Below are 12,133 nucleotides of genomic sequence, written 5' to 3'. Positions count from 1 at the left end.
TCTCTGCTAATCTGAAGGCCTGTAAACTCGGTGATTTTTAATGCATAGGATAAGCTTGGCTAATGTCGCTACTCGGCCGTAGGGTATCGCTCAACAGTCTGCGGGTCTTCGAGGCCGCCGCCCGCCACCTCAGTTTCACCGCGGCGGCCCGGGAACTGCACTCCACCCAGTCGGCGGTCAGCCAGCAGGTGCGCGGCCTCGAGGAGCAACTGGGGATGCCCCTGTTCGAGCGCATCTACCGCGGCGTGCGGCTCACCGAGGCCGGCGAGGGGCTGTTCGATGCGGTCCAGGAGGGCTTCGCCACCATCGAGCGGGCCATCGACGCCCTGCTCAACCGCCAGCGTCACCCGCGGGTCAATATCCTCACCGACTTCTCCTTCGCGGCCTACTGGCTGATGCCGCGACTGCCGGCCTTCCGCCGCGACCATCCGCAGATCGACGTGCGCATCATCACCCGTCAGGTCGGCGAGATGCGCCCGGATCCGGAGGTGGACGTGGCCATCCTGTTCTGCGACGAGCGCACCCTGGCCGCCGGCGTGCCGCGGCTCTTCGCCGAGGAGGTGTTCCCGGTGTGCAGCCCCGGCTTCCTGGCCCAGCATGGGCCCATCGACTCCCTGGCGCGCCTCGCCGAGGTGCCGCTGCTGACCCTGACCAGCGAGGACAAGGCGGCCTGGCAGGACTGGCCCGGCTATTTTCAGCGCCTGGGCGGGATCGCTCACCGGGAGAACGCCGAGCTGATCTTCAACAACTACACCCTGCTGATCCAGGCGGCGATCGCCGGCCAGGGCGTGGGGATGGGCTGGCGAGGCCTGGTGGACGAGGCCATCGACAGCGGCATGCTGGTGGGGCTGACCGAGCTGGCCCTGCATTCGTCCCAGGGCTATGGGCTGATCGATATGCAACCCACCGCCGCCGGCGAAGCCAAGGCCACGCTGATGGCCTGGCTGCTGGAGGCGGCGTCGAAGATACGCTGAGCGCTTGCCGCAGGCAGGCGATCGCGACGGAATCGGGGCAGACGACGAGGCCCCCGGTGCCTGGCACCGGGGGCCTCGCGCCCTTCGTGCTTCCTTGCGCCGCTATTTGCGCTTTAGCTCGCCATTGAGCGCCTTGATGATCGAGTAGCACATCAACAGCATGACGATGGAGAAGGGAATCGCCGTGGCCGTGACCCCGGCCTGTAGCGCCGAGAGGCCGCCGCCGAGCAGCAGCACGATGGCGATCAACCCCTCCACCGTGGCCCAGAACATGCGCTGCGGCCGCGGCGCATCGATCTTGCCGCCGGCGGTGATGGTATCGATCACCAATGAACCGGAATCCGAGGAGGTGACGAAGAAGATCAGCGCCAGGATGATGCCCAGGGTCGACATCAGGCCGGTCAGCGGCAGCTCGTTGAGCATGCCGAACAGCGACAGCTCGGGGCTGTAATTGTCGATCACATAGTCCTTGACCAGGCTATTGGCGGGGTCGGCATAGAGCTGATCCAGGGCGGTGGCGCCGAACACGCCCATCCAGATAAAGATAAACAGGCTGGGAATCAGCAGCACGCAGATCACGAACTCGCGTACCGTGCGCCCCCGGGAGACCCGGGCGATAAACATGCCGACGAAGGGTGCCCAACTGATCCACCAGGCCCAGTAGAAGATCGTCCAGGCCTGGCGATAGGCATCGTCGTCACGGCCGAAGGGCGCCGACAAGGGGATGAACTCCGTGACATAGGTCGTGAGTCCCGTCCAGAAGCCACTCAGGGCGATCAGGGTCGGGCCGGCGAAGAGCACGAAGAAGAAGAACAGCACCGCCATGGCCATATTGATCTCGGAGAGCTTCTTGACGCCCCCATCGAGCCCGCGCCATACCGAGACCAGGGCCACCGCCGTCACCAGCAGGATAATGATGACCTGGGCGGTGGCGCTGACCTCCAGCCCGAAGACGAAATTCATCCCCGCATTGGCCTGCTGGGCGCCGAGGCCCAGCGAGGTGGCCAGGCCGAAGAGGGTGGAGAAGACCGCCAGGATATCGATCGCATGCCCCCACCAGCCCCAGACCCGCTCGCCGAGGATCGGGAAGAAGGCCGAACGGATCGAGAACGGCAGCCCCTTGTTGTAGGTAAAGAGGGCCAGCGCCAGGGCCATGACCACATAGACCGCCCAGCCATGGATGCCCCAATGCAGGTAGGTGCCGGCCAGGCCCAGGGCCGTGGCCTCGGGAATCGCCTCGGGGTTCAATTCCCCATCGGCGCCGAAGGGCGACGGGATGCCCAGGGGCAGGGAGACATTGGCATGGTAGACCGGCTCCAGCACGCCGAAGAACAGCAGGCCGATACCGATACCGGCGGCGAACAGCATGGCGAACCAGGAGAGGTAATGGTATTCCGGCCGGGCCTCGGGCCCGCCCAGCCTCACCGATCCATAGGGCGAGACCACCAGCGCCAGGCTGAAGAGGATAAAGAAATCCACCACGATCATGAAATACCAGTCCAGGCTGCCGGTGGCGAAGCCAACGATGGACTGGAAGAGGCTCCCCGCCCGCTCCGGAAACAGCAGGGTCAGGAGAATAAAGACCACCGAGGCGAGCGCCGAAACGACGAAGACCCGGTTGTGGATATCGAAGCCGATGGGGCCCAGTTGCCCCTCGATATTGTCCTGGCCGACCACGTAGTCGGTCTGCATATCGCTGTCCGCGGCGTGCGACGCCGGATCGCTCGGGTTTGTCATCGGAAGTCCCTCGAAACCAAGATAGCCCCTAGTCTAGGCGGCTGACGGTGCGGCGTCTCCGCGGTCTCCCAACGCCACTTGGCCGCTTCCCTCCGGGAGCGCACTTGATTAGCCTCCTTACGGGTTGCCGGGTATGATTCAGGGACCTGCCAGCGTCCCGGGCCCCTACCCACATCCGTCGAGGTCTTGATGCCCCTGCTCTATCTGCTGCCGCCGCTGGGTACCGTGCTGATCTGGTCCGGCAATATGACCATCAACCAGCTCAGCGTGGGCGCCATCGCCCCCAGCTCCATCGCCTTTTTGCGCTGGCTGCTGGCCTTGCTCGTCCTCACCCCCTTCCTGCTGCCCGCCGCCTGGAAGGCCCGGGCCACCATCCGCCGCGAATGGCCCAGGCTCGCCGTCCTCGGCGCCCTGGGCATGGGCCTCTGGCAGGGCCTGGCCTATATGGCCGCCGAGACCACCAGCGCCACCAATATGGGCATCCTCGCCGCCATGGTGCCGCTGCTGACGGTGCTGCTCAGCGCCCTGATCCTACGCGAGCCACCCAGCCTGGGCGGCGTCATCGGCGGGGTGATCGCCCTGTTCGGGGTGCTGGTGCTGCTGGGCCAGGGCGACCCGCGCGGCCTGCTGGCCCTGGAGGTGGCCAAGGGCGATGCGCTGATGGTGGTGGCCGCCACCTGCTACGCCGGCTACGGGGTGATGCTCAGGCGCTGGTCTCTGGGGCTGTCGCCCTGGGTGCTGCTCTATGCCCAGGTGGGCTTCGCAGTGCTGCTGCTGTTGCCGGGCTACCTGCTCGGCCCCATGACCCCGGTGGATGGCGGCAATGTCTGGCTGATCCTCTATGCCGGCATTCCCGCCTCCATCATCACCACCTTCTTGTGGATGCGCGCCATCGGCCAGATCGGCGCCAGCAAGGCGAGCATCTTCATCAACCTGATGCCGCTGTTCAGCGCCCTGATCGCCATGGCCTTCCTCGGCGAGCGCCTGGGCGCCCACCATCTGCTGGGGGGCGGCCTGACGCTGGCCGGGGTGCTGATGGCCCAGACGTTGACCCGGCCGCTGCGCGCCGCGCCCGAGACCACTCAAGGCTATCGCAGTTAGCGTTGTGGCCCGGGGCTATCCTGGAGGCAGGCTGTCGCGGGGCGCTGTGAACCCCTCCCTGGGCGCTACTTTTGCCCTGCTGCGCTCTCGCATCCTGCTCCGCTTGCAGGACCGGTGCTGGCCATCCATGGCCAGCCCGTTCGGAGGAATCCTCCTCACCCCTGGCAAAAAACCCCCGCTCCATCTTGCCTCCAGTGCCCCTCAGCCATTCCAACTGCGATAGCCTTGCGAGACGGCCGCCGAGACCCGCGGCGGCCGTGTTAGACTCCGCCTAATTCCCCCCGCTCAGGAGTCGCCGCCATGTCCCTCGACGAACTGCACCTCAACCTGCGCAACCTGACCGTGGAGGACTACCCCCAGCTCAAGACGCTGATGGACAAGGTCTATGACGATATCGGCGGGGCCTGGCCCAAGCTCACCATCGACAAGCTGGTGCAGGAGTTCCCCGACGGCCAGCTGGTGATCGAGGACGACGAGGTGATCGTCGGCGTGGCCCTTACCGCCCTGGTGGACTACGACACCTTCTCCAACCCCCACAAGTACGACGACCTGATCGGCTCCCGGGAGGTGATCCTCAACGAGCCCGAGGGCGACGCCATGTATGGCCTGGACGTGCTGATCGACCCGGCCTACCGGGGCTATCGCCTGGGCCGGCGCCTCTATGAGGCGCGCAAGGAGCTGTGCCGCTCGATGAACCTGCGGGCGATCCTCGCCGGGGGACGTATCCCCCAGTATCACGAGTACGCCGACGCCCTCTCCCCCACCGAGTACATCGACAAGGTGGCCCGCCGCGAACTCCACGACCCCATCCTCTCCTTCCAGCTGGCCAACGACTTCCAGGTCAAGCGGCTGCTGCGCAAGTACCTGCCGGAGGACGAGAAGTCCCAGGGCTTCGCCACCCTGCTGGAGTGGAACAATATCCTCTTCGAGCCCGCCGAGCGGGTGCTGGAATCGCGCAAGACCCAGGTGCGGGTCGGCGCCGTGCAGTGGCAGATGCGCGAGTTCGACTCGGTGGAGTCGGTGCTGCAGCAGGTGGAGTACTTCGTCGATGCGCTGTCCGGCTACCAGAGCGACTTCGCGGTCTTCCCGGAGCTCTTCAATGCCCCGCTGATGGGCCTGCAGGACCGCGCCGCCCAGCAGGACCAGATGGCCGCCATCCGCTTCCTGGCCGGCTTCACCGAGCAGTTCAAGGCCGAGCTGTCGCGCATGGCGGTGGCCTACAACATCAATATCGTCGCCGGCTCGATGATCGAGGCGGGGGAGGACGACCGCCTCTACAACGTCAGCTACCTGTGCCACCGGGACGGCACCCTGGAGCGCCAGCACAAGCTGCATATCACCCCCCAGGAGCGCCGCGACTGGGTGATCGAGGGCGGCGACGAGCTGCGCGTCTTCGACACCGACGCCGGCCGGGTGGGCATCCAGATCTGCTACGACGTGGAGTTTCCCGAGCTCTCCCGGCTGCTCGCCGAGCAGGAGATGGATATCCTCTTCGTGCCCTTCTGGACCGACACCAAGAACGGCTACCTGCGGGTCCGCCACTGCGCCCAGGCCCGGGCCATCGAGAACGAGTGCTATGTGGTGCTGTGCGGCAGCGTCGGCAACGTGCCCTCCATCGAGAACCTGGATATCCAGTACGCCCAGTCGTCGGTCTTCTCGCCCTCCGACTTCGCCTTCCCCCACGACGCCGTGCTGGCGGAGACCACCCCCAACACCGAGATGATCATGTTCTCGGACCTGGACCTGACCCGCCTCACCGTGGTGCGCAACGAGGGCTCGGTGACCAACCTCAAGGATCGCCGCAAGGACCTCTTCGACCTGCGCCTGCGCGACTGGTCGTGGAAGTCCGGGGGCCGGCAGGAGGAGGCCTGAGGCCATGCTCGGGCGGCTGCGCCACTGGCGGGAGCAGCGCTTCGCGGCCCGCCACCCCTTCCCCGACGCCGACTGGGCGGAGGCCCGGGCGCGGCTGCCGCTGCTCGCCGCCCTCGCCGACGACGAGGCCGAGGCGCTGGGTCGGCGCGCCTGGCACTTCGCCCACCACAAGCGCTTGAGCCTGCACCCCGAGCTCGCCGCGACGACGCCCTTCGACCCGCCCGCCCGACTGGCCCTGGCCGCCCAGGCCTGCCTGCTGACCCTGGGCTGGTCGCAGGCCGAGCACCTGGAGGCCTTCGCCAATGTCCACGAGATCCTGGTCCTCCCCGAGGCCTTCCAGCGCCGGGTGGAGGAGATGGACGAGGTCGGGGTGATGCACGAGTACGACGACGAGCGGGCCGGCGAGACCTCCTACCAGGGCCCGGTGGTGGTGGCCTTCCCCGACCTGATGGAGAGCGGCGACTTCACCGGCTTCAATGTGCTGATCCATGAGCTGGCCCATAAGCTCGACCTGGGCAACTCCCAGGACGTGGACGGCTTCCCGCCGCTGCCCCGCGACATCGACCCGAAAGCCTGGCACCGCGAATTCAGCGCCGTCTGGGACGATCTCCAGGCGCGCCTGGCGCGTGGCGAGGAAACGCCCATCGACGACTACGCCGCCAGCCATCCCGGCGAGTGCTTCGCGGTCTGCTGCGAGTACTTCTTCACCGCCCCGGACACCCTGAGCCGGGCCTACCCCGGCCTCTATGCCCTGCTGCGCGACTACTTCCGCCAGGACCCCTTGGCCCGGCTGCCCCGGGACGAGGCGCCGGGCCCATGAGCCGCCGCCTGGTGCTGCCCCTGTTGCTGGTGGCGCTGGTCGCCCTGGGACTCGCCTGGCAATGGCTGGCCCATGGCGGCCTGCTCGAGGCGGCGCGCCTGGAGGCCCTGGCCCGGGGCGGCCTGGCCTGGCGCGACAGCCCCTGGGCGCTGCCCACGCTGATGGCGATCTACGCCGGCGCCAGCCTGGTGATGTTCCCGCTGAGCCTGCTGGTAGCGGTCACCGGCCTGCTGTTCGGCCCCTGGTGGGGCTTCGGCTATGCCCTGGCCGGCACCCTGGCGGCCTCGGCGCTGACCTGGTGGGTGGGTCGCCGCCTGGGCCGCGAGGCGCTGCTGCGCCACGGCGGACCGCGCCTGCGCGGCCTCTCCCGCTACCTGGCGCGGCGCGGCATCCGCACCATGACGCTGATCAACCTGCTGCCCCTGGCCCCCTTCACCCTGACCAATATGCTGGCGGGCGCCTTCCGGCTGCGCTTTCGCGACTACCTGATCGGCTCCACCCTGGGCATCGTCCCGGGGCTCGCCGGGGTCACCCTGCTGGGCAGCCAACTGGGCCAGTTGATCACCGCCGAGAGTCGTCAGGAACTGCTGTGGGGCGGCCTCGGCCTGCTCGCCGGCATCGCCCTGCTGGCGGGACTGAAGCGCTGGGCGGAGCGGCGCCGGCGACGCTGATCGCCCTACTTCGGCCCCACCTTGTCCTCGTCCTCCCCCGGCAAGCCGCCAGGAGCCGCGCTGGGCTCCGGCCAGGCCGAGCGCCTACTTCGGCTCCACCTTGTCCTCGTCCTCCCCCGGCCAGCCGCCAGGAGCCGCTCTGGGGTCCGGCCAGGCTGAGCGCCTACTTCGGCTCCACCTTGTCCTCGTCCTCCCCCGGCCACCAAGCGGGACGCTCCCGGTCCCACTCCGTCTGCACCAGTTGCCCCAGCACCCGCCCTCGGTGGCGCAGCATCCGCCATTCGGCCTCCAGGCGGTGACGCATCCATTGCCAGCCGTTCTCGTCGGCGCGGGTGAAGGGGCCGCCCCGGACGATGGCCCGCCGGTAGACCGCCAGGCAGCGCTCGGCGCAGCGGGCCTCGTCGTAGGCCGCCGCCGTGGTCAGGGCCCCCTCCCGCAGGGGACGCCGTGCCGCCGCCTCACTCAGCGCCAGCAGCGCCGTCGCCATGGCCTCGGCGTCGTCCTCGGCCAGCAACTGGCCGTTATGCCCCGAGACCACCACCTCGCGCACCCCGGGCGCATCCACGGCCACCACCGGCAGGCCGGTGGCCATGGCCTCCACCAGCACCATGCCCTGGGTCTCGCTATGGGAGGCGAAGGCGAAGAGATCCATGGCGTGGTAGGCATCGATCAGCGCCTGACCCTGCAGGCGCCCGGTGAAATGCAGCCGCGCCGCCACCCCCTGGCGCTCGGCGCTCGCCGCCAGGCCGTGCCGCGCCTCGCCCTCGCCCACTACCAGGCCATGCAGGCGCGGCTCCCGCGCCAGGGCCAGCGCCAGCGCCTCGCCGAGGAAGTCGAGGTTCTTCTCCCGGGCCAGGCGGCCCAGGTGACCGATCACCGGGGCCCCCTCGGGAATCCCCAGGCGCCGCCGCCACCCCTCGCCCTGGCCCCGGGCGAAGCGCGCCGTATCGACGCCACTGGGCACCACGCTGAGGTGGGGGTTGGCGCCGCGCTCCAGCAGCAGGTCGCGAATGCTCTCGCTGGGGGCGATCACCTCGTCGCAGAGGCGGGTGTACTGGGTGGCCAGGGCGATGGCGAAGCGCTGCATGCGCGGCGAGTCCCCGGGCACATAGTGGGTGTAGTGTTCGTAGAGGGTGTGATGGGTAAACACCAGCGGCAGGCCATAGGTCTCGGCGGCCCGGGCCGCGGTATCGCCCAGCAGGAAGGGGTGATGGGAATGCAGGATATCCGGCTCGAAGGCCTCGATCGCCTCGTGGAGCCGGCCGGGAATCGGCACCGGTAGCGAGAAGTCGCTGCCGTTGAAGTGCTGCACCGCGGCCACCCGCACCACGTCCGGCTCCGCCTCGGGCTGCCCTGCCAGGCGCGGCGCCACCACCCGCACCTGGTGGCCCTGGGCCTGCAGGCGGCGGGTCAGGCGCAGCACCGATTCGCTGACCCCGCCCACGATGGGCTGGTAGGTATTGGTGAACATCATCACCTTCACGGGCACTCTCCCTGGGACGCAACGACGAGGTCCGGCCGCGGCGGCACGCGCCGGGGGCTCTGCCGTTCAAGATAGTCGACGCAGGCACGCCGCCGCGCCGGTACCCGGCGGAGACACCCATCAGACCAATAAAAAATGGCCTGGTGTCCAGATCTTGGGGGCGTCCTCCCGGGTCGGACGGCCTGCTAGACTGGCGGGGTTTTCCCACTCAGAGAGGAGATCGGCATGGCACAACGCATCGCGGTAATTCCCGGCGACGGCATCGGCAAGGAGGTGATGCCCGAGGGCGTGCGCGTCCTCGAGGCGGCGGCGCGGCGCTTCGCCATCGACCTGGAGCTCGAGGCCTTCGACTTCGCCAGCTGCGACTACTACCTCGAGCACGGCCAGATGCTCCCCGACGACTGGTTCGAGACCCTCGAAGGCTTCGATGCCATCTACTACGGCGCCGTGGGCTGGCCCGAGACGGTGCCCGACCATGTCTCCCTGTGGGGCTCGCTGCTGCAATTCCGCCGCCGCTTCGACCAGTACATCAACCTGCGCCCCTGCCGTTTGCTGCCCGGTATCCAGAGCCCATTGGCGGGCCGCGAGCCCGGCGATATCGACTTCTATGTGGTGCGCGAGAACACCGAGGGGGAATACTCCAGCGTCGGCGGCAAGATGTTCGAGGGCACCGAGCGGGAGATCGTCATCCAGGAAACGGTGATGACCCGTCACGGCACCGACCGGGTGCTGAAGTTCGCCTACGAGCTGGCCCGTTCACGGCCCAGGAAGAAGCTCACCTCCGCCACCAAGTCCAACGGCATCGCTATCACCATGCCCTGGTGGGACGAGCGGGTCGCCGAGATGGGCAAGCGTTACCCCGAAGTGGCGGTCGACCAGTTCCATATCGATATCCTCACCGCCAACTTCGTGATGCACCCGGACTGGTTCGACGTGGTGGTGGCCAGCAATCTCTTCGGCGATATCCTCTCCGACCTGGGCCCGGCCTGCACCGGCACCATCGGCGTGGCGCCCTCGGCCAATATCAACCCCGAGGGGACCTTTCCCAGCCTCTTCGAGCCGGTGCACGGCAGCGCCCCGGATATCGCCGGCAAGGGAATCGCCAACCCCATCGGCCAGATCTGGTCCGGTGCCATGCTGCTCGAGCACCTGGGGCACCGGGAGGCCGCGGACGCCGTGGTCGGCGCCTTCGAGGCGGTGCTCGCCGAGGGCGACAAGCGCGTTCTTACACCGGATGTGGGCGGTCATGGCACCACCGAGGCGCTGGGACGAGCCATCGCCAGCCGGCTCTAGGCTCACGCCAATCTCAATAGTCACTCGCCGCGGCAGCCCGAGACGACGACGCCCCGCGATGGCAGGGCGTCGAGGCGTTCTGGCGAAGGAACGTTTCAGCCGGCGAGTTTCGCGGCGATACCGGCGACATGCTCGCCCTGGAAGCGCGCCAGTGCCAGCTCGGCCTCGCTGGGTTGGCGGGAGCCGTCGCCACCGGCGATGGTGGCGGCGCCATAGGGCGAGCCGCCCTTGACTTCGGAGATGTCGAACTGCGCCTCGGTGCCATAGCCGATAGGCACGATCACCATGCCGTGGTGAGCCAGGGTGGTCCAGGCGGTGAGGATGGTGGTCTCGTTGCCGCCGCCGGTGCCGGTGGAGGTAAAGACGCTACCCACCTTGCCACGCAGGGCGCCCTGGGCCCAGAGGCCGCCGGTACGGTCGAGGAAGTTGCGCATCTGGCCCGACATGTTGCCGAAGCGGGTGGGGGTGCCGAAGATCACCGCATCGTAGTCGGCCAGCTCCGCGGGCTCCGCCTCCGGGGTATCGAAGTCCTGCTTGCCGCCGGCCTTGGCGAAGGCCTCGGCGTCCATGGTCTCGGGCACCCGCTTGACCGTCACCTCGCAGCCCGCCACCCCGCGCGCGCCCTCGGCGACGGCCTTGGCCAGGGTGTCGATATGCCCATACATGGAGTGATACAGCACCAGCACTTGAGTCATGATTTCGGCTCCTTTCGAGGGTTCAATAGCGACCTTGCCTGCTGGAGTCTAGTCGACCGGCAGCGCTCCCCCTATGCGGCCTTGGTCACCTCTAATCGGGAGGCTTTTTATGTTAGCCCTGCTGCGCTGCCTCGCGGGCCTGCCGCCACTTGCCGGAGACGAGGGCGTGGGACGCCCCGGGGGCAGCGTCTTCGTGCCCCTCCGCTGAACGGCCCGGGAGTTACAGGATGGCACCGGCTTTTTCATCGCCTCGACCCCGACGCTTGCCGTCGCCAGCAAAGCTGGTGATGGTGCCGACACAGAACGGCAAGCACAGAAGGCGCCCTATGCTCAGTCAATGGATCGATCTTACCCTCGCCGGGCAGCCCCCCGAGGCCGAAGGCCGGCTGCCCTTCGGCCGCTACCGGCTGCAGGGTCCGGGCATCCTCGAGCTGATCCCCAGCGAGCGCCAGGCCCAGGCCCAGGCCTGCGTGATCTCGGTGGGCGTGCATGGCAACGAGACCGCCCCCATCGAACTCTTGGGGGAGTTGCTGTCGCGCCTGGAGGCCGGCAGCCTGCGCCTGGGCGCGCCGACCCTGCTGATCCTCGGCAACCCGCCGGCCATCCGCGCCGGCGAGCGCTTTCTCGACACCAACCTCAACCGCCTCTTCCAGCGCGGCCAGGATCGCCACGGCGACGAGCCCGAGCGGGCCCGCACCCTGATGGCGGCGGTGGACGCCTTCTACGCCCGCCACGCCGACGGCCAGCGGCTGCACTATGACCTGCATACCGCCATCCGCGACAGCCGCTTCCCGCGCTTCGCGGTGGAGCCCCATGCCGAGCACCACACCGGCGCCGAGCAGTGGCGCTGGCTGGCCGCCGCCGGCCTGCAGGCGGTGCTGCACCAGCATCAGCACAGCTGGACCTTCTCCCACTATTCCAAGCACTACCACGGCGCCCAGGCCTTTACCCTGGAACTGGGCAAGGTGGCCCCCTTCGGCCACAACGACCTGGTGGCCCTGCGCCCGATGCGCGCCCTGCTCGAGGCCCTGGTGGAGGGCCGCGAGCCGCCGGGGCAGGATCCCGACGCCCTGGCCTTCTTCCGGGTCGAGCATGAGCTGATGCGCCATTCCCGGGACTTTAGCCTGCACTTCGCCGACGATACCGCCAACTTCACCGAATTCGCCCCGGGCAGCCTGCTGGCCAGCGACGCCGAGGCCGGCGACTTCCGGGTCGGCGACACGCCATTGGCGGTGGTCTTCCCCAATGCCAAGGTGGAAATCGGGGCCCGCGCCGCCCTGTTGGTCAGGCCGAGCCCGGTGCCGGAGGCCAGCATCCAACCCTAACCAAACGCCCCCAGGCAGAAAATAAAACTGACAGACAACAATAAGTTAGAGGATAGTTATTTATGACCCCCACCCCAACACTAGACAAAAGTCGCATAGCGACGACTCGGCCATACTCTGTCAGGGGATGCCAGGGCTGGTAGAATCGCCAGCCTTTCGCAT

10 protein-coding genes are annotated in these 12,133 nt (G+C 68.1%); 7 read left to right on the top strand and 3 right to left on the bottom strand.

Annotated elements, in window-relative coordinates; translation table 11 throughout:
• The first annotated feature begins 62 nt into the window (after nucleotides 1-62).
• The gene (locus ACQ1W9_RS04465) at nucleotides 63-974 is read left to right on the top strand and encodes a choline sulfate utilization transcriptional regulator (protein WP_431025518.1); all 912 of its coding nucleotides are present in this window, start codon (nucleotides 63-65) and stop codon (nucleotides 972-974) included.
• 102 nt (nucleotides 975-1,076) lie between these two features.
• Here ACQ1W9_RS04465 and ACQ1W9_RS04460 read toward each other — a convergent pair whose 3' ends face one another.
• Nucleotides 1,077-2,711, bottom strand: a complete 1,635-nt coding sequence (locus tag ACQ1W9_RS04460) for a BCCT family transporter (protein WP_431025517.1) — start codon at nucleotides 2,709-2,711, stop codon at nucleotides 1,077-1,079.
• Nucleotides 2,712-2,900: 189 nt separating this feature from the next.
• On the opposite strand from ACQ1W9_RS04460, the gene ACQ1W9_RS04455 reads away from it, so the two are divergent.
• The 4 genes from ACQ1W9_RS04455 (at nucleotide 2,901) to ACQ1W9_RS04440 (ending at nucleotide 7,175) form a co-directional block, all read left to right on the top strand.
• Nucleotides 2,901-3,812: a DMT family transporter gene (locus tag ACQ1W9_RS04455; RefSeq protein ID WP_431025516.1), complete on the top strand. Its 912-nt coding sequence runs from the start codon at nucleotides 2,901-2,903 to the stop codon at nucleotides 3,810-3,812.
• A 300-nt stretch (nucleotides 3,813-4,112) separates the two neighbouring features.
• Complete coding sequence (locus ACQ1W9_RS04450) at nucleotides 4,113-5,684, top strand: GNAT family N-acetyltransferase (protein ID WP_431025515.1); 1,572 nt, start codon at nucleotides 4,113-4,115, stop codon at nucleotides 5,682-5,684.
• A gap of 4 nt (nucleotides 5,685-5,688) precedes the next feature.
• Nucleotides 5,689-6,504, top strand: a complete 816-nt coding sequence (locus ACQ1W9_RS04445) for a zinc-dependent peptidase (RefSeq protein ID WP_431025514.1) — start codon at nucleotides 5,689-5,691, stop codon at nucleotides 6,502-6,504.
• Complete coding sequence (locus tag ACQ1W9_RS04440; RefSeq protein WP_431025513.1) at nucleotides 6,501-7,175, top strand: TVP38/TMEM64 family protein; 675 nt, start codon at nucleotides 6,501-6,503, stop codon at nucleotides 7,173-7,175. Before ACQ1W9_RS04445 ends, ACQ1W9_RS04440 begins: the two co-directional genes overlap by 4 nt.
• A gap of 163 nt (nucleotides 7,176-7,338) precedes the next feature.
• On the opposite strand, the gene ACQ1W9_RS04435 is transcribed toward ACQ1W9_RS04440, so the two are convergent.
• Nucleotides 7,339-8,649 (bottom strand): glycosyltransferase, encoded by a 1,311-nt coding sequence (locus tag ACQ1W9_RS04435; RefSeq protein WP_431026406.1) that lies wholly within the window; start codon nucleotides 8,647-8,649, stop codon nucleotides 7,339-7,341.
• A 234-nt stretch (nucleotides 8,650-8,883) separates the two neighbouring features.
• On the opposite strand from ACQ1W9_RS04435, the gene ACQ1W9_RS04430 reads away from it, so the two are divergent.
• Nucleotides 8,884-9,951: a tartrate dehydrogenase gene (locus tag ACQ1W9_RS04430; RefSeq protein WP_431025512.1), complete on the top strand. Its 1,068-nt coding sequence runs from the start codon at nucleotides 8,884-8,886 to the stop codon at nucleotides 9,949-9,951.
• A 95-nt stretch (nucleotides 9,952-10,046) separates the two neighbouring features.
• On the opposite strand, the gene wrbA is transcribed toward ACQ1W9_RS04430, so the two are convergent.
• A complete protein-coding gene (wrbA, locus tag ACQ1W9_RS04425; RefSeq protein ID WP_431025511.1) occupies nucleotides 10,047-10,646 on the bottom strand; it encodes an NAD(P)H:quinone oxidoreductase in 600 nt (199 codons plus the stop codon).
• 326 nt (nucleotides 10,647-10,972) lie between these two features.
• Here wrbA and astE point away from each other — a divergent pair, with 326 nt between their 5' ends.
• Complete coding sequence (gene astE, locus ACQ1W9_RS04420) at nucleotides 10,973-11,971, top strand: succinylglutamate desuccinylase (protein ID WP_431025510.1); 999 nt, start codon at nucleotides 10,973-10,975, stop codon at nucleotides 11,969-11,971.
• Nucleotides 11,972-12,133 lie beyond the last annotated feature (162 nt).

This window comes from Halomonas sp. H5 (genome assembly GCF_050613175.1).
In the GTDB taxonomy this organism is placed as follows: Bacteria; Pseudomonadota; Gammaproteobacteria; order Pseudomonadales; family Halomonadaceae; genus Bisbaumannia; species Bisbaumannia salifodinae.
The sequence above is the reverse complement of the archived record's forward strand: the minus strand, read 5'-3'. Positions and strand labels throughout refer to the sequence as shown.

Excerpts from the sequence above, each read along its gene's own strand:
- ACQ1W9_RS04465 (WP_431025518.1), top strand. The coding sequence starts at position 63 with ATGTCGCTACTCGGCCGTAGGGTATCGCTCAACAGTCTGCGGGTCTTC.
- ACQ1W9_RS04460 (WP_431025517.1), bottom strand. The coding sequence starts at position 2,711 with ATGACAAACCCGAGCGATCCGGCGTCGCACGCCGCGGACAGCGATATG.
- ACQ1W9_RS04455 (WP_431025516.1), top strand. The coding sequence starts at position 2,901 with ATGCCCCTGCTCTATCTGCTGCCGCCGCTGGGTACCGTGCTGATCTGG.
- ACQ1W9_RS04450 (WP_431025515.1), top strand. The coding sequence starts at position 4,113 with ATGTCCCTCGACGAACTGCACCTCAACCTGCGCAACCTGACCGTGGAG.
- ACQ1W9_RS04445 (WP_431025514.1), top strand. The coding sequence starts at position 5,689 with ATGCTCGGGCGGCTGCGCCACTGGCGGGAGCAGCGCTTCGCGGCCCGC.
- ACQ1W9_RS04440 (WP_431025513.1), top strand. The coding sequence starts at position 6,501 with ATGAGCCGCCGCCTGGTGCTGCCCCTGTTGCTGGTGGCGCTGGTCGCC.
- ACQ1W9_RS04435 (WP_431026406.1), bottom strand. The coding sequence starts at position 8,649 with ATGATGTTCACCAATACCTACCAGCCCATCGTGGGCGGGGTCAGCGAA.
- ACQ1W9_RS04430 (WP_431025512.1), top strand. The coding sequence starts at position 8,884 with ATGGCACAACGCATCGCGGTAATTCCCGGCGACGGCATCGGCAAGGAG.
- wrbA (WP_431025511.1), bottom strand. The coding sequence starts at position 10,646 with ATGACTCAAGTGCTGGTGCTGTATCACTCCATGTATGGGCATATCGAC.
- astE (WP_431025510.1), top strand. The coding sequence starts at position 10,973 with ATGCTCAGTCAATGGATCGATCTTACCCTCGCCGGGCAGCCCCCCGAG.